General features: G+C 40.3%; 14 protein-coding genes. 6 read left to right on the top strand and 8 right to left on the bottom strand.

Annotation, left to right across the window (positions count from 1 at the left end):
* Positions 1–59 precede the first annotated feature (59 nt).
* Positions 60–3,665 (bottom strand): immunoglobulin-like domain-containing protein, encoded by a 3,606-nt coding sequence (locus A5882_RS07620; RefSeq protein WP_086372619.1) that lies wholly within the window; start codon positions 3,663–3,665, stop codon positions 60–62.
* A gap of 660 nt (positions 3,666–4,325) precedes the next feature.
* Between A5882_RS07620 and A5882_RS07615 the strand changes: the two genes are divergently transcribed.
* A complete protein-coding gene (locus A5882_RS07615) occupies positions 4,326–4,529 on the top strand; it encodes a hypothetical protein (RefSeq protein WP_005232004.1) in 204 nt (67 codons plus the stop codon).
* A gap of 196 nt (positions 4,530–4,725) precedes the next feature.
* On the opposite strand, the gene A5882_RS07610 is transcribed toward A5882_RS07615, so the two are convergent.
* Entirely contained in the window at positions 4,726–6,216 is a 1,491-nt protein-coding gene (locus tag A5882_RS07610) for a helix-turn-helix domain-containing protein (protein WP_016611298.1), read from the bottom strand.
* Positions 6,217–6,396: 180 nt separating this feature from the next.
* Between A5882_RS07610 and A5882_RS07605 the strand changes: the two genes are divergently transcribed.
* Positions 6,397–6,972, top strand: a complete 576-nt coding sequence (locus A5882_RS07605) for a recombinase family protein (RefSeq protein ID WP_005232006.1) — start codon at positions 6,397–6,399, stop codon at positions 6,970–6,972.
* A 166-nt stretch (positions 6,973–7,138) separates the two neighbouring features.
* On the opposite strand, the gene A5882_RS07600 is transcribed toward A5882_RS07605, so the two are convergent.
* Complete coding sequence (locus tag A5882_RS07600; RefSeq protein WP_086372618.1) at positions 7,139–9,799, bottom strand: bacterial Ig-like domain-containing protein; 2,661 nt, start codon at positions 9,797–9,799, stop codon at positions 7,139–7,141.
* Between the two features lie 297 nt (positions 9,800–10,096).
* On the opposite strand from A5882_RS07600, the gene A5882_RS07595 reads away from it, so the two are divergent.
* The 3 genes from A5882_RS07595 to A5882_RS19755 all read left to right on the top strand — a co-directional run bounded on the left by A5882_RS07595 (position 10,097) and on the right by A5882_RS19755 (position 13,582).
* Positions 10,097–11,602 (top strand): helix-turn-helix domain-containing protein, encoded by a 1,506-nt coding sequence (locus A5882_RS07595; protein WP_086333014.1) that lies wholly within the window; start codon positions 10,097–10,099, stop codon positions 11,600–11,602.
* 458 nt (positions 11,603–12,060) lie between these two features.
* Positions 12,061–12,927, top strand: coding sequence for a LysR family transcriptional regulator (locus tag A5882_RS07590; protein ID WP_016611302.1), 867 nt, complete (start codon positions 12,061–12,063; stop codon positions 12,925–12,927).
* Positions 12,928–13,429: 502 nt separating this feature from the next.
* Positions 13,430–13,582, top strand: a complete 153-nt coding sequence (locus A5882_RS19755) for a hypothetical protein (protein WP_008377957.1) — start codon at positions 13,430–13,432, stop codon at positions 13,580–13,582.
* 51 nt (positions 13,583–13,633) lie between these two features.
* On the opposite strand, the gene A5882_RS07585 is transcribed toward A5882_RS19755, so the two are convergent.
* From A5882_RS07585 to A5882_RS07570, 4 genes are all read right to left on the bottom strand, one after another.
* Entirely contained in the window at positions 13,634–14,167 is a 534-nt protein-coding gene (locus tag A5882_RS07585; RefSeq protein ID WP_005232014.1) for a ParB/RepB/Spo0J family partition protein, read from the bottom strand.
* Positions 14,094–14,585 (bottom strand): hypothetical protein, encoded by a 492-nt coding sequence (locus A5882_RS07580; protein WP_050790962.1) that lies wholly within the window; start codon positions 14,583–14,585, stop codon positions 14,094–14,096. Before A5882_RS07580 ends, A5882_RS07585 begins: the two co-directional genes overlap by 74 nt.
* A gap of 36 nt (positions 14,586–14,621) precedes the next feature.
* Positions 14,622–15,929: a DUF3440 domain-containing protein gene (locus A5882_RS07575; RefSeq protein WP_008377955.1), complete on the bottom strand. Its 1,308-nt coding sequence runs from the start codon at positions 15,927–15,929 to the stop codon at positions 14,622–14,624.
* A gap of 244 nt (positions 15,930–16,173) precedes the next feature.
* Positions 16,174–16,698, bottom strand: coding sequence for a hypothetical protein (locus A5882_RS07570; protein ID WP_016619925.1), 525 nt, complete (start codon positions 16,696–16,698; stop codon positions 16,174–16,176).
* Between the two features lie 954 nt (positions 16,699–17,652).
* Here A5882_RS07570 and A5882_RS07560 point away from each other — a divergent pair.
* Entirely contained in the window at positions 17,653–17,841 is a 189-nt protein-coding gene (locus A5882_RS07560) for a hypothetical protein (protein ID WP_005227564.1), read from the top strand.
* Positions 17,842–18,254: 413 nt separating this feature from the next.
* Here A5882_RS07560 and A5882_RS07555 read toward each other — a convergent pair whose 3' ends face one another.
* The gene (locus A5882_RS07555; RefSeq protein ID WP_176462008.1) at positions 18,255–19,181 is read right to left on the bottom strand and encodes a LacI family DNA-binding transcriptional regulator; all 927 of its coding nucleotides are present in this window, start codon (positions 19,179–19,181) and stop codon (positions 18,255–18,257) included.
* Between the last annotated feature and the right edge of the window lie 78 nt (positions 19,182–19,259).

Below are 19,259 nucleotides of genomic sequence, written 5' to 3'. Positions count from 1 at the left end.
ATCAATGAAGAGCCCCTTGCAACAGGCAAGGTACAAGGGGCTCTCGTAGTTTCTGTTTCTTATTCTGTGATTGAAACGGTTGCTTGTGCAATCTCTCGTGTACTTAAGTCAGCAAAGCGATGCAATGCATAGATCGTCATCTGGCTGTCTTTTGTCACACTGTTGGCTTGTTCTTGGTTCAAGTAGGCGGTAAAGGTACCATCCGCAAAACCGCTCACCCACAGGATCATGCCATCAATTTCAAGTCGACCAAAGTTGATGTCATCTCCTGTATAGGTTCCCGTAACGATTCGATCACCTAATGTGTAAGGGTTTGGCGTAATTGTGCCAACAAATTCTTTGTCGATAGTGACTACACTACGATCCAATTCGGTGTCTACCGGACGGCCACTAACAACCTCCCGATGGTAAGCAACCAATTCAACTGTTTCCGCATCGCGAATCAAGTCGCGGGTCGTTTGATTGACAAAGTAAGTAAACGTCTGGTTTGCGGTGTTAAAGGTGCCTCCCCATGAAATTGAACGTCCATCAACGATCAAGTTGGCGAAATTCACATCGCCTGTAAAGGTTCCAGTAATTTCACTCTCTGTCACTTTGAAGGCTGCTGGTTGAATCGTGCCTGCTGCTTTGACGATTTCTATCGGCTGCAACACCAGCTTATGATCAATCGTTTGTCCATCGACTGTTTCACGATGGTAGGTTTGCAATTCTACTTTCGTTGCCGTTCTGATCTGTTCTCTAAATTGTGCGTGAACAAAGAATTCAAAGCGGCCAGTTTCTTTATTGAATGTGCCACCCCAGTTCCCTACTGACTGTCCATCAATCACTAAGTTGGCAAAATTGATATCTCCCGTAAAGGTTCCCGTAATCATGGTATCGGTGTAACTGTATTGATCCGGTGTGATCGTCCCTTGAAGTTGATCAATCACTGTTACTTCTTTGGTTTCTAGCACTTCGATGGCTTCCGTGTTACCGTTAATTTGGCGGTTCAACGCTTGGATCTCAACTTTATCGCCCGCTTTGATTCCAAGATTCGCTACATAAAACGAGAAGGTGCCATCGGCATTGAAGGTACCACCCCATGCATTAGAAGGCGTGCCATTGATCACTAAACGTGCAAAATTGACATCACCCGTAAAGGTCCCTGTAATCATTGTTTCGCCAACACGATATTGATCCGGTGTGATCGAACCAGCCAAATCTCTAGTTAATTCAACGGTTGTCCGATCAAGTACTTTGCCATATTGATCCAAGGCTTCGATTTCTACGACATCATCTACGGATTGGATGCGATTGCCGATAAAGAATTCAAACGAACCATCAGCAAAATTCCCACCACGAACGGATGATCCATTTACATACACACGGGCAGATACAACATCACCGGTATACGACCCTCTCAGGAACTGATCGGCCGAAGAAACATTGTAGCTTGCTGGTGTAATCGTGCCTTCAGTGTTTGCTGGATCAGTGACAACGATCGTTGAAGCAATATTTGATTGCAATCCATCGATGCTTGCTTGAGCAGTAATAATTGTTCCCGCTGCTTGTTGATCAATCTCTACTTCAAAATTGCCATCACTGTCAACAGTGGCATTTTTCGTTTCATCACCAATCGTGATTTCCACATGTGCATCGGGTTCAGCTGTTCCGCTAACGGTAGTGGATGTGGTTGTCACCTCATTCAATGTTGTTTCGGCGATCGTTGCTCGCTCAACCATGGTTTCTGCAATATTTGATGAAATGCCATTTAAGGTTGCTTGGGCGGTAACTACCGTACCAGCTTGTTGTTTCTCAATCGTCAATGCATAGATGCCATCACTACCCACTCGTCCATTCGCAATGATCGTGTCACCGGCTTTGATCGTAATCTCAGCATTCGGCTCAGCCGTTCCCGTCACACTTGTGGAGTCAGTATTTAGCTCGGAAATCGTTGTTTCGGCAATCGTTTCTTTTTCACTATCCTCTACAACTGTTTCTGCAACCGATTGAATACCATTGGACGTTGCGGTAACAGTCACTTTTGTTCCAACTGCTAATGGTGCGTTCGGAATCGCAAATTGATAAGTTCCATCACTTGCAACGCGTCCCGTTAAACTTCCTTGTCCTTCAATAGTGACTGCTAAATCGGCATTTGGCTCAGCTCGCCCCGTAATGTGCGTTGAGCTTGTGGTTAAGTCGTCAATGGTCGTTTGTTGAATCGTTGCGGTATCCACAAAGTCACCAAAAGCGATTTTTCCGATTTGAGAACTATTGAATGTTGCGTTGAAGATTGAGTCATTGGATTCAATTCGCGAAGTAACTTGTTTGTTCGTATAAGTATTTAGTGAGAAAGAACCTTGTCTAAACTCTGGATAATTAAAGCTGGGCTCTCCTGAAAAATCAGCTGATCTTCTCCAAGTTTGCATTCCTGTCGATGAGTGGATCGTGTAGTTCGTTGTTCCTGGATAGGACCCAATTGCGGTTCCATTCGTATGATTGTTTTGGATTCGAACATTTGATCCTTCGTGGAAAGTGCTTGATTGTCCAACGTTTACCGTTGAATACGTGCTTCTTCCCACGACATCCAGTGTTCCCCCAGATAATACGGTCAAAGCACCTCGCAACCCCAATGCTTCTTGTGTTTTTTGCGTATTTGGCGCACTTGTGATCTTAAACGTTGCATTCGAATTAACTACTACGCTTGAGGCACTTCCTTCGATCAAGACTGCTTTTGCTGTATTTGAAGGATTGTTTTGAGTAACGTCTAATAAACTGCCTTCACCTAAATCAATTCGACCACCACTTGCAAGATAAATCGCACGAGCTGTTCCATTGTTATTTGCAACTACAGAAGCACCACTGCCGATATTCATTCGGACATTCGAAGTAGCCCAAATCAAGGAACCTGCATTTAATCGGTTTTCGCCAAAGAAATTAGCTGAAGAATTGCTAGCGGCTAAATAGAGTAAGCGCCCCGTTGCATGACTATTTTCATGAGTAACGTTTGTGAAGGAAACACTGGACGTTCTATTTTGATAGATCGTATTTGTTGCATGAGCCACGATTCTCACATTTCTGATACTTAATCCTTGATTTACCGTATTTCCATACAACCGAACATTATTCCCGAAGGTTAACGTATGACCATTACCTTCAATCGTTTTGGTCGTCCCTGTCCATGTCACACTACTAGTCATCGTGATGTTATTGGCTAAGCTGATTTGTGTAACCGTCGCATTGGCTAACGCTGTCCGTAATTCAGCATCAGATGTTACTTGGACACTTGCCCTTGTTGAACGGGTTTCAGCAGCGTCTTCTGATGATTCGTTAGAATTACTTTCTGAGGTTTCTTCATTTGGTGCATCCGCTTGTTCATCATTTTCTGCGACTTCATTATTTTCTGAAGAGTTCTCAGTAGAAACTTCTGTTTGAGCTTCTTCACTTTCAGTAGGAGAACCCTCTGTTTCCTGAACTGCTTGCTCATTGGTTGCTGTATGGTCATTTTCTGTGCTTTGAGTTGCTTCACTATCTGATAATAAATTTGGAGCTTCTATTCTCTCTTGTGTCACTCCTGAAGAATTATCAGTTTTTTCTGTCGCCATCGCATTTATTGGCAACGCCGATAAAGTTAAATGACTAATCAACAATAAACCTGTGACTTTTTTACTAAATTTGTTATTCATAAGTAACTCCTTTTTCTCTATTCTTTCTCTTGTACTTTAAAGATTCATTTCACGTTTTTATCAGTCACCCTTTCTTACTCCCTCGAAAAAAATCAGTTATAGCTCTTATCGGAACAACCTATTCGATACAAACTCTCTAAAAACCTAAATTAGAGCTATAAAATAATGCTTTTTTGACGAAATTTTATCGTTTTTAACGAGATTAAATTTACCATGGTTGATCATCAATCGATAAATCAAGATTTGCAAACCTGTATGAATAAATTGATTTTCATTTTCTTTTTAAATAAGGCATTTTAAAAGTTTGTGCAAAAAAAAGTGTTATAAAAAAAGACGATTCCTTATCATTTAAAAAGGATCGTCCATTTTTGTTATTACCTGTAACCACTTAACTCAATACGATGGATACAAGGTTTCTGCCTACTAATTCTTAGTATTATCACAAACATTTTTAACAACAGTTCCTTTCAACAGAACGCTTCTTTTCTTCAAAAAAGGTCCCAAAAAAAGCAAAATAAAAGAAATTGCATGTAATTTTACACATCTTCTAAAAAAATTCATTTTTCTTTGGTATACTAAACATAGATCTGCATATCATTAGATTTACGTTGCCCGTTAGTGAAGTTTCAGGCAACGTTTCTTTATGGGGGATAGATAAAAATGGAAGAGAAAAAGATTTTTGAGAAGCGGTGGTTATTAGCTACCAGTGAACAACGAGAGAAATACCATGCCTTGATTGCCTCTTACCCTTCGATCGAATGGACATTCAAAGAAAAAAGCTACCTTTTATGGCTTTGTCAGTTAGATAGTGATACGTTCAAAACCTTTGAAGCAATTTTTGATAAACTAGTAAATGCCAACTAACTGTTTCAACGTAGGCTGTTCTTTCACCAAAATAACCCAATCTTTTGGTATTCAGGAACAGTGGGCCTATTTTCAGATAACTCCCTTTTTTATTAGATGAACGAATAAAAGCCGCAACCGTTGATCGCAACGGTTGCGGCTTTTCCTTTTAATTTATCCACACATGTCCTCGTCATGCTCTTTTTCAACACGTATATTAGGCTGTGGGAGCGTTTAACGCTTGCCCTAACTGAGGATCGATTTTTTCAATCACTCTTTGCCAATCTTGATGATCGGGGATTGCTTTGAGCAAAAGATAATCAGTCGATAAGATGAACTCTGATAAATATTCACTATAATTTGTAACCACAAGATCAATGGCATTTCCCTTCAAATAATCGGTCGTCAATTCATTGATTTTTGGAAAAAATACCAGATGATCATTGCCGACATAACGCAAAAAGCGCGCACGAATCGTGTGACAGGCATAGAGATCACCTTCTATTATCAATGCGATCCGTCTGACTTTTTGAGCATAGAGCTCCCTGATTGCTTCACTGTAAAGGGTCAGTGCCGCACAAATATCTACCAGATACTCCTGCTTGATCCCAAGAATCGCTTGGTGCTGCTTCATAAATGCCAGATTCCTTTGATAAGCGGCAGAACGATGCTTCTGCGCTTCATTTTTTACTTCTGTTAGCAAGTGATTTAAAACGGGCGCCAGTTGCTCATTGATTTTCTTTGACAGGAAAAAGGCGTGGATCATCGTCTTGACCCGTTGGGGCTCTTGAAAGGAAATGCCCCATTCTTGAACGAAGCGCTGACTCAGTTCTTCGAGTTCAGGATACAGTCCAAACGATGCAACGAATTGCTGCTCTTTTTCAGGCTCGGTCAAAGTCCGTTTCATCACGGTCACTAAATAAAGCCACATAATTTCTTGTTGCGGCAGTCTTACTCGGTATAGCGCTTCGATTTTAGGTGCTAAGTCATTCATTACGGCAAATGCCTCATGGGTTTCGATGATTTTTGCCAACGATTGAGGAATCTGAACCGTCTTTCCCAATTGGTAACGCTTGATCGCAATATACAAGCTATAATAAAAATCACTCGGAGAAACGCCTGTATTCACCAGCTCTGCGGGCATTTCTGAGAAGACATCACTGACTAGTGCAATCAGTTCTTTGGGGGGCAATAGCGTATGAGGGGTGACATCTGATTCATAATAAAAATCTTTAAAGAACTTGCGAATATTGGCTTCGGAGCCACTCAAATTAACCGGTTGCAAGATCCACTCCACATGATACTTTCGCAACGTCACAGAAGCAGTATTCAAATAACGACGCATCGTACTTTCTGATACATACAAGCGCTGCGCCCACTCTTCAACCGAACAGAATTCACCGTGGAAAATGGCTTCCACGATTTGATACATTCCTTCTTCTGCAACAAGCTCCTTTTTTTGGGACAAGTATTTTTTCGGATTCGTTTCCCTAAAATGATAGCCATTGGCTACAAGCGAAAATTCGGCTGCCTCTTGTAGATAGGTTTTCAATTCTTTGATATCCGAGCTGATCGTCCGTTGGGTCACATCAAGTTTGTTTGCTAAACTTGCGATGGAACAAGTCCGTTCTCGCTCAAAAGTATTTAACATTTGAAGCCAGCGAACGGTCGTCTTATTTAGCATAAAATTTAACTGCAATTCTCTCATTTTCCCCTCCGTGTTTCTTCCTCACCGACTAGTGTCTTTACTATAGTACAATATTTAGGTGCATAAAAAAACCTTCCTATTTCCCAAATTCACATTAAGAAGCTTCTTGAATGTGTACTTAAGTGAACAAACAAGGTATTCTCTATGTAGACTTATTTTTGTGCAACTGGAGGAATTCGTATGACAAATATGGTTTATGGGTACGCACGTGTCTCCACAAGACAACAGGATCTCTCGCGTCAGTTAGATTTACTTGACCGGTATGAGTGCAATAAAATTTATACGGAAAAGATCAGTGGTGTTCGTGCGAATCGTCCTGAATTAAATAAATTAAAAAAACGAGTGAAAGAAAACGATAAAATCATCATTGAAAGTTTCTCGCGACTAGGAAGAAGTACCAAAGATCTCATTGATCTTGTCTACTTTTTTGAAAAAAAAGGAGTAAAGCTTATCAGTATCAAAGAAAATTTTGATACGCAAACCCCACAAGGGAAATTGATGATGACTGTTTTCCAAGCCTTTAGCCAATTCGAACGAGACATCATCGTCGAACGGACCAAAGAAGGCTTAGAATCCGCTCGTGCTAGAGGAAATATCGGTGGTCGCCCACGAATCGATCCTGGACTGATTCAACACGCATTGAACCTTTATCAAAAAGAAGGAAAAGCTGTTGTGGATATCTGTGCCCAAACAGGGTTAAAACGATCAACTTTTTATCGTTATCTTAGTCTGGAAAAAGAGGAAATCGTTTCATAAATACAAGTGCTGGCTAAACTTAGTACTCTCGGCTGCTCACTATATAAATAAACAGGACGAACATTGCTGATGTTTGTGATTGCTTTTTTGTTCTCTCTTAAAGCAATTCATCCAGCTTGTTCGTCCTGTATGTTTTATTCTTCTAGCTCTTTTGTCGATCCTATTGTTATTTTCTCCATGATTTCTTACGGTACAAGAGCACCAACCCGCCGATTAAGAATAGGATACCTGTAACACTTAGCAAAACACTGCTTGTTTCTCCTGTTTTTGGCAGTTGCTTAACAGTGGATTGTTTGCTTGCTTTGATCGGTGTTGTCTGTCCTGTTGCTGAGGGGTTGTCTGATTGTTCTGATGGACGTTTTTCGTTTTTCTCATCATCGTTTGTTTCTGACGTCTCTGTCTCAGGACGTGCCTTAATTGGTTCTTCTGTTATTGGATCAGACGCTTCAGTTTCAGGAAATTCAGTCCCAGGCGACTCACTTTCCGGGCGATTTTCTTCTGGTACTTCTGTTGGCGTTTCGTCAGGTGTTTCGCTGACTTTTGCTTGTATAGTAATCACGGCATGGGCAATCACTGCTCCGTAATGGTAGGAAACCGTGTATTGACCGACTATGTTGTTGTTCACTGTGCCATTGACTTCTACTTCTGAAAAGGCTACTTTTTTGCCATCACGATCGGTGGCAGAATCAAAGTTTGTTTCTGGCAACCATTCATCGCCTTGCTTGATCGTTGAATCGTGGACTTTTAGGGATGTTTCATCCGCTTTGACGGTGATAGTGGCTTTGCTTTCTACACCACGATAAATGTAAGTGACCTCGTACTCGCCTGCTTTCGTTGTGTCTGCTTTTCCTGTAACGGTGATATCTTCAAAATCAACAGGTTTACCATCCCGATCTGTTGCGCTATCGAAGTTGTCTTTGGCTGTCCAGTTTTCCCCTGTGTACAACTCGCTATCGTGGACTTTGACTGTAGTTTGATCGGCTTTGACGGTGATAAGGGCTTTGCTTTCTAAGTCATGATAGCTGTATATAACTTCATACTCGCCTACTTTCGTCGTATCGACAATCCCTGTGACAGTGATATCCCCAAAATCAACAGATGAACCGTCTCTATCTGTTGCATTATCGAAATTATCCTTAGCTGTCCAGTTATCCCCTGTGTACAACTCACTATCGTGGACTTTGACTGCCGTTTGGTTGGCTTTGACGGTGATAGTGGCTTTGCTTTCTACGCCGTGATAGCTGTAAGTGACCTCGTACTTTCCTGCTTGCGTTGTATCGACAGTCCCCGTGACAGTGATATCCCCAAAATCAACAGATGAACCATCTCTATCTGTTGCACTATCGAAATTATCCTTAGCTTTCCAGTTGTCCCCTGTGTACAACTCGCTGTCATGGGCAGTCACCTTGGTTTGGTCAGCTTTGACGGTGATCACAGCTTTTGATGCTACTCCATCATAACGATAAACTACCTCATAGGACCCCGTTTTTTTAGTATCTACGCTTCCTTCAACGTTCACATCCGCAAACGAAACTGGGTTGTTATCCCGATCTACGGCTTGATCAAAGTTATCTTCTGCGGCCCAGTCATCGCCGACGTATATCGAAGAATCATGAACCTTAATCGCAGTGAATCGTGGTTTTACGAGTATCGTTGCTTCTTTACTCACATGATTCAATTGATAACTGATTTTATACGTAGCGGCTTTGTTAGTATCTACTTGTCCGGAAACACGACCACCCTCAGCAATAAATTCCTCATAAGTCAAAGTTTTGCCTTCTTTTGAAATAGCTTGCTCAAAATTATCCGCCGCTGTCCATGTATCCTGTTCATAAATCGTGGTATCTTTCACGGTCAGATTGGTATAGTCAGTCGGTGCTTTTTGATAGACGTACGTCACCGTTACTTCGCCACGAGGAAGAACACCTTTTGCATTCGTTGGCAGTTGACTGGTATCAAGGATGTACCCCGGAATTTGTGGAATAAACGCACTTGTAGAGACATCATAAGGCTCATTGGTACTATCATTGATCGTTTGGGAAGGATAGATTTCCATACCAGTCTCATCCACATATTTAATGGTCAGATGGCTATTTGTAAAGCGAATATTATATGTTGCTGTAAACAAAAGGTTACCGTTAGCGTCGGTATATTCTAAAACCGCTGTTAAACCGTAATAGTTGATCGTAAAACCTGTGAAGCTTGTCCAAGATATATTTAATTGATTGGTACCAGTCACTTCACTTGTATACCATAGTCCCACTAGCATGTATACCTTATCCGTTTTGTAGACATAAAAATCTTCTGTCAGCTGCGGGTCTTGGTATAGTGTTTGGTGTGCGTATTTTTCCGGGATTGGCAAATCCAAAACCAGTGCTTTATACTTGATCGGATCATATTCTACAGTCAGATCGTAGTTGAAACTCTCGATACTCTTCGTTGATTCTGCAGCGAGAGGTTGACTATCCGTAGATTCTACATTGGTTTCAGCAGATGGGGCAGTAACTGAAATTTGAGTTTTTTCTGCAGCATCAGCTGCGTTAGATTGATTTGTTTCTGAGTTTGAAGTGGTGGTCACCACTTCACTTTTGGTTGCTTCAGAAGATATGACGTCAGCATTTCCTTCTTGGGTATCTGTCTTTTCTCCTGTGTTCATGCTTCCTGTTGAATCTGCCAGCAAGGGAACCGATGAGTCTATGAATGGTGTTTGCTGCTCTGTTTGTTGTCTTTCTGTTGCCTGAGCGATCGGCCATGTGCTTGGAAAGGTTGTCCCTAAAATCAGCATCCCTATTAAACCACTCTTAATTATAACTACGCGTTTTTTCATTTTTACTTTTTCTCCTTTTTCTTTTTCCAAACTTTATTCACACTTACTTCCGTTCCAATCTGTCCAAATTTTGGTTGACTGCAACTGGCAGGGGTGTTTTCTATAAAATAACTCCCTTAAATGACTGTCCTTCGCAAAAATATGTGGGCGCCGCATCTTTAACATGAATTCCTTCAATTTTCAAGGGATAAGACTTCTTGAATGGCCCAGAGTATTATATAATTTACTTAAAACGAATGGTTTTTATATTCGATCGCTGATCGCTCCCACAGGGTCTTGAAAGAGGTGGTGACATCAATGTTAGAAAATTTATCCATCAACTTACATCGAGATAAGGCATTTTCTCGTCAAGTAAAAATTCTGCAAGTGCTAAATGCAGCACCCGCAGGGTATCACCCGCAAGAGTTGGCGACATTATTGGGACTTTCCTTGCCTACAGTCTCTAAAGAATTAAGTATTTTAAGCGACAGTTTGCCGGAAGATCTGGTCAAGATCAAACTTTCTGGATCCAACATCGTTTCGATTGAGTATGCACCAAATGCTTCAATCAATTCTGCCATTCAGCTTTTGGGCATGGAAACGTTGGAGTTTAAAATCATGTCTAGTATCATTGATAATAAAAAATACTCTATTCACCGAGCAACGATCGAATTTGGCTATTCCCGCAGTCATCTGTTGCGAACGATCAGTTATATGAACAAATCTTTACAAACCTATTCTGTGACCATCGCAACGAATCATCTTGATTTTATCGGTACCGAAGCCGATATTCGCTTTTGTCTGTTTGTCTTTTTCTCCGCTTATGGCGATAGCACGATCTTAGATAAAGACAGCCCTGCAGATGCGCGTCTTCTGGTCCAAAAAGCAAAAGAAGCCAACAAAAAAGATTTGCATTACAGTCATTATCGACTTGCCCTATGGCTAAGTATTGCCAAGCGTAGGTGGCGCTATTCTTACTTTTTGACATTGCCACCGTCTTTAGAACGCAATCTATTAGAGAAAGAACGCTTCGCTGTTTTCTCAAAAATATTAAACGAACATTATTTGAAAAAATATCGGATCATCCACTTGCCGCAACAAGAACTCCTTTGGATCTTCCTCAATGCTCTCCACTGCATTTCGTATAGTACGATGGATATTAATGGGGAAAGCGAGGCGGATTACATTTTTCACCATACAGAGAAACCAGAAATTCTCGCAGAAGTTGCTGCCTTTTTAAAGAAACCTGGAATAGCTATCCTTCCTGCAGCATCACACAAAATCATCGCATATCTCGTAAATCTCCGCTTGTTAACGATGATTTCTGCGAATTACGAATTTGCCGATCCCCAGATCAAAACCTTTGTTGAAGCGACATTCAAGACGGACTACCTTGCTTGGAATAAATGGTTGAAACAGTTTAATGAACAAAGTCGTTTCTTTTCGTTTACTCACTTAGAGCATGTCGCAGTTACGTTGACCTTGTTAAGCGAACTTTCTTCTAGCAATCAGTTGAAAAAGCATCTCAAAGTGGCCTTTGCTTTTCAAGGTGGTGCTGGATTAGATGCCTTTTTAGCCGCATCAACAGAGCTATTCAAAAATGACCATACAGAAATCAGTTATTTTTTTGAAGTGGCTCCTGATGAACAAGAATTGATCCATCGAGAAATTGATTTGATCGTTAGCAATTTTGACTTGCATCTGAAAAGTAACACCAAATTTCAGCAACTACGAATTTCCAATGTTCCTACCCTTTCGGACTGGACGATCATCCACAAAACGATTGAACAGCTGATTCAGCCAAGAATCACACCGATTCATTGACCTAAGGCAACTGTCGGCCTTCTTGAAGGAAGCGCCGTCAGTTTTTTCATTGCATGGTTTGCTATTTTAGTCCTTTCCTAAGTATCCATTTTTCTTTTCTCTTAGCGTGTCTATTTTTTTCACATCCGAAAAAAATCAGACCTTTTTTCAAGATTCCTCTCCTAACAAACGCTTTTCTTTTCAAGCGCAGCGTAAAAATTCATTGTCTTGTTTTCGTGTGCTGCTCGTAATCCCTGAAAAGTTGGGATGTTTGGTGTATTTTTTATGATAGAAATTTTAGCAGCTACTCTTAGCACCAAATGTGAAAAGCGTTATTTTAAAAGCAAAGAAACATACGATCAAAACAGACTGCATGTTTTAAATAACTTTTGTATCTATTTTTTTTATTTACTAGAAAAAAAAGAAATCTTCTCCCCGCTCCTTTTTTGTATAATAGGTAAAAAGAGAGGGGGACCAATGTGGATTTTATCAAAGAGCTGCACTCCTTTAAAACGATCGTTGAAGAAGGTACGTTTACGAAAGCTGCTGCTAAATTAAACTATGCCCAATCGACGGTTACGAACCATATCAAAAAGTTAGAAGAAGAGTTAGAAGTAGCGTTATTTTTGGAAGGAAAAAGCAATGTACTCACGTTGGAAGGTGAATTGTTGAAACAGGCGGTTCCTGGTCTGATCGCTCAGTGGGAGGAGGTCAAAGAACAGTTGCTCAATGCTTCGAACACAGTCGAATATTCTTTACGGATGGGCATCGTCCCCCCTTATGACATGTTGATTTTACCGGAGCTTCTCCATGTATTTTCCCACCAATACCCAAAAATAAAATTCGAGATCATGGTGGGATCCACGCTGGCATTAGCCGATGCATTAAAAGAAAATCGTATTGATTTTGCGTTATGCTCACTTCCTCACGAAGATTCCTTTGTCTATGAAGAACTTTTCCAAGAAGAAATCTGCTGCATCACTTCGATCACGAACCCATTGATCATTAAGGAATTAGCCGACCTTACAGGAATCCATCTATACAGTTCCGGCGGTGACTGTCCTGCACTTAGAAATATCGAGGGCTACCTTGACCAGTGTGTACCTTCGCTCCAATGGGAATATGTCAGCAGCAGCACGACGATTCCTTATTTGATTGAACAAACAGGCTTCTGCGGTCTAGTCCCGCGTTCGATCATTGATCAAACATGCGCTCAAGTAAAAATTTTATCACTGCCTTTACCGAATCTCCGCATGACGATTGGCTTACTGTCAAAGCAACCATTGACACTTTTCCCGAATATTACAAAAAAGTTTGTCTTTGAGTTAAAAATGCGCTTACTGTAATTGTTATAAAACCAGTTTGATCACGATCGATTTTTATGCAGTTATTCTTCAAAAAAAAATGATAGTATTTATTCTAGCAGCAAAGAAGCAGCGTGAAAACAAATAGCCGCACAACCTCTTTCTGTTCTACAGACGTTGTGAAGCATAGCTTTTCATTTCGCTTATTATTATTCAATCAGATGATTACCTCTTGTTTCGCCACTCACTTTTTGTTATCATTTTACTTTTTTTATGCAAACTGGTACGATTATTCATGCTATCCGCAGGAGATAAAAAAGCCACTGTTGTTCTTTACATTTCAGAATTTTTTACCGATTATAAAAAATAGAAACGTTCTTTCATCCTTTCCAATGTATACTCTACTTTGGAAAAGAACAATCACCAAAAAAGGCTGGACTTGAAAACCGTTCGATCATGTTTTTAGTAGCAGGCAGTTATTGCTCAAGGAGCCTATTTTTGCAATTGTCAGAAAAAATAGACGATGAGAAAAGGAGGAAAAACTATGTTTATCATTGAAGCGATCTTCAGCTTTCTAAGAGACACATTAGGTGTGATCCTGGCCATTCTCTTAGGGACGCTTTGTTTGTCGATGGTGATCAATCTGATCGTTATCGTTGTAAAAAACACCTATTCAAAATTTAAAAAGAATTATTAACGAATCGCTGTCTTCTAATAGATAGCTTTTTTAGATAGTTTTTTCAACCTCTCAGGTCTCTTTTTTGCCTTTATAGTATCTTTTTTCAAACTCAATCCAAGATTTGCTGAATTCATGGTTGGAAAAGGCACTTTTTAAGCCTGAGCGCTGCTTAAAGCGAAAGACCTCTTCGCGGTCCATCCCCAATTCCTTGGCAATTCGTTCATCCGACCACTCGTTAGCGACCAACTGCTGCACGATGTTTCCCATCTTCTCGATGCCATGGGTACCACGTGCTCGATTGTGGCGAATCGTTGAAGCGATGCGATTCTCAAAAGGCTTATCGATCACTGTGACCGGAACGCTTGGCAATTCTAAGCGATCTTTTGCTACGACATACCGATGAAACCCATCGATCAAAATATACTTGTCCTGCTCCTTATCGTGGTAACAAACCAGTGGCTGCGTAAAGCCATCTTCCCGAATCGACAGTTCCAGCAAATCCATCTCTGGAGCAGCCACGGTGTTGGGATTATACGTATTCGCGTGAATCTTGCTGACTGGGATCAGCTTCGCCGCTAACACTGGAAAATCGATATCGCTCATGAGGTACTACACTCCTTTTTAGAAATGAATAATTTTTTGTTTGTCGATAGACCGCAAACCCTTTTGACTCCAAAAGTGCAATTTCACTAGGCTGGTTACTAGAAGCGAGAATCTCTGCTTCTGGGTAGTTGCGGCTGATATCCACCAACATTTTCCGTAAAAGAAACTTTTTAAATTGAGCAGTTGGATCTTTTTCATAAAATTCCCCTAGCTCCACTTTATTGACGCCTTTTTCATAATAAGAAAAAGCGGTCACCCGTTTTTCGTCATCAAGAATCACATACCAGTAGCAGTTCTCATCATTGACTAAGTACGGAAATTGCTGCTGATACACCCGTTCCGCAAAAAATGCCCCCATCAATTGATAGAATTGGCTTTTCTTATACGGTGGAAAAAATAAAACCAATCGTTCGTTCACAAAACCCTTCCTCTCTAGGGACACATTCGTCCATCGTTAGGTGATTTTTTTCGTTAAATACTCATATTTGGCATTCAATTTTTTTAACTGATACTTGGGTAAATGCTCGATTCCCAACGCCGCCCCAAAATCGACCGCCAACTCATACAATTCCGTCTCATCTTTTTTCGTCAGACTGTATTGTCGCGTGCTCAAAGAAAAATCATTTTTTTCTAACGCACGAGCGATCCCTTTCCAGTCATGCCAGAGTACTTCGTTTTTCAGCCACTCCTTACGTTTGGTCACATCGGGAATGTCTTCCACTTCGATCCCGTGCTTTTCTCGATAATGATCAATCAAGATTGTGATTTTGCGGTAATAATGGTCCTGTAATTTCTTTGAATAAAGTCCAATTGATTCCAGTAAAAAGACCGCATACTCTTGCCAAGTCATATGACTTGGCTTTCTCGTATTGTAATGCGCCAATAATCCCGTCTGGGCATACAATCGACCAAAATTGGCTCCTGACACGCGGTTGACGACGCGTTCCCACGTTTCCGGTTCCACCAGAGCATATTGGTATAAGCCTTTTCGTTGTTGCATACCATAAGGCTGACAGATTCGCATTTGATGAATCGGAACGCCATGATCATATAATTTTTCATAAAAGCCATTGATCGGCCAGTCAAAATGGGCATAGGCGCCCCAGACATCTTCTGTCTTCCAATCATAGATGGGGTAAAAATTGACGACCATGGAATCTGCTACTTGCCGTTTGATCCAGCATTGCTTCCGAAAGTTATACTTTGGCGAAGTTATCGACCGATATCGGTATAGACTTTCCTGTGTTCGGATGCCAACGCCACAAGCAACGGGTTCACACTGATGATAGTTTGCGTACCAGTGAGCAAAGTTTCGTAAGAACTTATCTGGATTCATATTTGCACTCTGATAGATTTCCATCAATGATTCATCTAAATCAGCAAGTGAAATTGCATCTTTTGGCATCATCTGTACCCACTTCTCACGTTCTTGTTCATCCCACATCAGCCATTGTGGCTGAAATACGCTAGTGTTGTTGTCCTCGTAAAAGGGCAAACAGAAGTGAAAGGTTTGATTGATAGTTGGTAACGCTTTGATTTTTTCCATGAACGTTCTCGTAGCATCATAATTTGCCTCGATATCTAAAATCAGCAGATCAAAAGTTTTCTTTTTTTGTCGGGCGACTTGGTCAGCCAACTGAATCATGGCACCGCTATCTTTTCCACCACTGAAAGAGAAATAAACATGGGGAAAGGTATCAAAAATATATTCCAGGCGCGTCATCGCCGCTTCCAGCACATTATCCTTACAATATTTCTTCATAAAAGCTCATGTCCTCATTTTATTTGTCCTTTTTTTGAATAAGTATTACATTCTAGTATAAAGTTTCACTTAGCTTCTTACAAGGACTTAAGGGAGATTTTGCATTCGATACATGCAAATAATTAGTAGTTATCATTGCAATGTGTTCCCCATTGTTCACTACTATTCCTAGTAATCAAGAAAAATAGTGGGAAAAAATAGTAGAAAAATTCCTTCTGAAACAACTTTTATTGCTTTTCTTGATTCATTCAGCCAAAAGGGTTTGAAGGACTTTTTCAATACGCTTCACTTGTTTTTCATTGAAGTGGGACAGCCATTCTTGATCCGCAAGTAAACGCTGAATCTCTTGCTGAAGGTCTTTGTATCGACTGGCTTCCTGGATGTTTTCAGTCATCTTCAAGAAATTACTAATTTTTTCTCCTTTAGGCAGCAGTACATACTCTTGCTTGATCCCTTCAAACTTGTCTTCATGATCAATCACCAAAAGTTGAGTGATCAAATCATGAGCGATCCACCGATGATAGGAGTTTTTATGGGTATGCAATGCCCAGATCCGTTCCCATTCATCATAAATCAGCTCAGGGTTTTTAACGGCTACTTCTTTAATGATCAAATAACTATTAAAATACTCATTGATATGATTTTGACCATCAACGATATTCTCCACTAGCCTCTCTCTTACCTTTCGATCATCGATCGCCGTTTGCACAAACGGTTGGGGATCAAAGGATGTTGTCTGGAAATGACCTGCGATTTCTGGGTAGTCCATGCTTTCACCTTCTTTAAAAATTATAAGATTATTTTACAGGTTTGAACCTCTAAGTTTATTTTAACAGAATCTATGTGCGAAAAAAGTGGCTTTTATATTCCCCTTCTTTTATCAATCATCCATTCTGATCACGTAGATAGACTAACGCCACTTTGAATATCATACTTTTTGGAAAACCCAATTTAAAATTGAAAACAGCTGGAAAGAATCCTTTCGATCCTTTATCCACTAACACTGCTATCTATTGATTTCTTCCGTTCGTCTATTGAGCGCTAGGAAAAGTGCAAGCTTCCTTTTATATCCTTTTCTGAAAAGAGCCCTTCACAAGAGAACCTGCTGGCAACTACTTTCTCGTTAAATTCCCAATGTCACTGACACAAAAAAGGAAGTCCCGCGTTCGGGACTTCCTAACGTTCTTTTCTCTTCAAATACTATTTCACGCATAGCTGCGAGATGCTGGATCACGCGTCCTTTCTCCGAATACCTCGGTCGGTAGGCATTTTGATCCATTGTTCTGGTGGACGCTTTCTGATTTTTTTTGGTGCAAACATCAGTTGAATAGTTCTTTTGACAAAGTTATTTCGGTATACGTTTTCCATAACTTCCACGCCCTTTTCAATTGATTTAGGAAGCGGTGACGTCGATCCTTCTTCCTATTTTTATTATAAGCCCCAATCCGGTACAAAACAAACAATTCAGCTGCTGTTTTCTCCCATTCGTTTAGATGAAATCTGTGGTTGCTGCTAAAAAAAGAGGCACATATTCTTGAATAAAGTTCAATAAGCCACCGCATATTTATTGAAAAAAATAATGAAAAATTGCAGAAAAAGATCGAAACTACTCGAGACAAACGCCAAAGGGCTGTGTTTTTGAATGAAAAATCGTTTCACTTTACTTTTTCTTAAATTTTAATTATTATTCTTTTGAAATAAGAATAATGAAGGAGATAAAAACATGGAAAAATACCAAGTGTTCCCTGGTCAAAACTATCAGGCAAATGTTATTGGCTTTACCGGTTTACAAGAAGTTAGTGTGATTCATGTTTACGAGAATACTGCAACTGTTCTAATCAAAGAAACAGCTGAAACAGGTGTTGCTAAGCTATGTAATTTTCTAGTTGGTGCCACGCAATTAGTTAGTTGATCCTCTTTTATTAACCAAAACATGAGGAGCCATTTGCCATCCAACATGTTGTAGGAAAACGATTTGAAAGTAGTCCTTTGTGAGCTTGCTCTTTTCCTATTCATCAATTACAGCAGTATTTTTATTTATCTACTCAATATCTCTCTACTTTATATATAAATAGTGTTAGAATGAACAAAAGGAAACGTATCAGGCTTCCCCCAAGAGAATCTTCCCCAAGTACTCTTGTCTGATACGTTTCCTATTTTTGTGGCGAAAAAGCCACAGACCAATGGTAGCCCTTTACTCTGTGAAAAGCAAGCATTCAAAATTGATTTTTTCTTTATTTTTTTATTTTATCTCCTCAAATTCCCTTTAAAAATCAGGCAAAAACACACCTCTCGTAATAAGGTGTGTTCTTTTTATGACAATGATTATTCACGAATAATAAGTTCATAAGGCAGAATGATCTGTTCTTGTTTTCTTTCTTGAAACAAGCGAAAGGCTTCTTTGCCGCACTGATTCAGATGAAACTCAACGGAAGAAAAATGCAGCATTTGACTGATAAGCAGGTTTTCTTGTCCAATCACGATGGGTGCTGTCCCGTGGGAGTATTGATTCAAAATCATTGCTGCGATTTCGTCTCCATTTGTGATCACCCCATCGATTCCTCGTTCTTTAAAAAAGGCTGCTGCGGAAATCCCGTCTTGGGCTTTGATACAATCCCAATAAATATCGGCTTCCGAAAAAGCAGGAAACAGCTCCTTGGCTTTTGCGATGGTATTGACTGAATTGCAGCTAAGACGTTTGCTGCGCCCGAGCGTCAGTCCCAAACGTTTTACGCCTTGTTCTTTTAAATAATTGATACTAGCTGTCACAGAGCCGACCAAGTCGATCGCAACGAAAGGAACAGCAGTACCGGTCGAATTTTCACAAAAAACGATCGGTCCTTTTTCCATGTAGGGATAAAACGTCTCGATATGATTTGCGCGGGTAATGACGATCAATCCGTCAAACCCTTTTGCAGCGAATTCTTCTAGATATTCTAGTTCTAATTTCCGATCAAAATTGGTCGGCAATAACGTCACTTTGTATTTTTTAGCAAAGGCTTCTTCCATAATGCCATTTAGAATCCCATCAAAAAAGGCGTGATTGACAAACGGCACGATGACCCCAATATTATAGGTTTTCCCCGAGCTAAGCTTTTGGGCGATCTTATTCGGTTTGTAATCCAGTTCTTCCATCACCCCCAAAATCGCTGCTCGCTTTTGCTCATCGACATAAGGATGGCCATTGATCACACGAGAGACTGTCGTGATCGAAAAACCAGTGATTTTTGCTATATCGCGTATCGTTGCCATTTCCTTCATTCCTATCTGTTTGTTTTACGATTGACCTAAGTCTACCATAGAAAATTTACTGATTCACTTTCGACAAAT

Source organism: Enterococcus sp. 4E1_DIV0656, from assembly GCF_002140695.1.
Lineage (GTDB): Bacteria > Bacillota > Bacilli > Lactobacillales > Enterococcaceae > Enterococcus_D > Enterococcus_D entomosocium.
The sequence above is the reverse complement of the archived record's forward strand: the minus strand, read 5'-3'. Positions and strand labels throughout refer to the sequence as shown.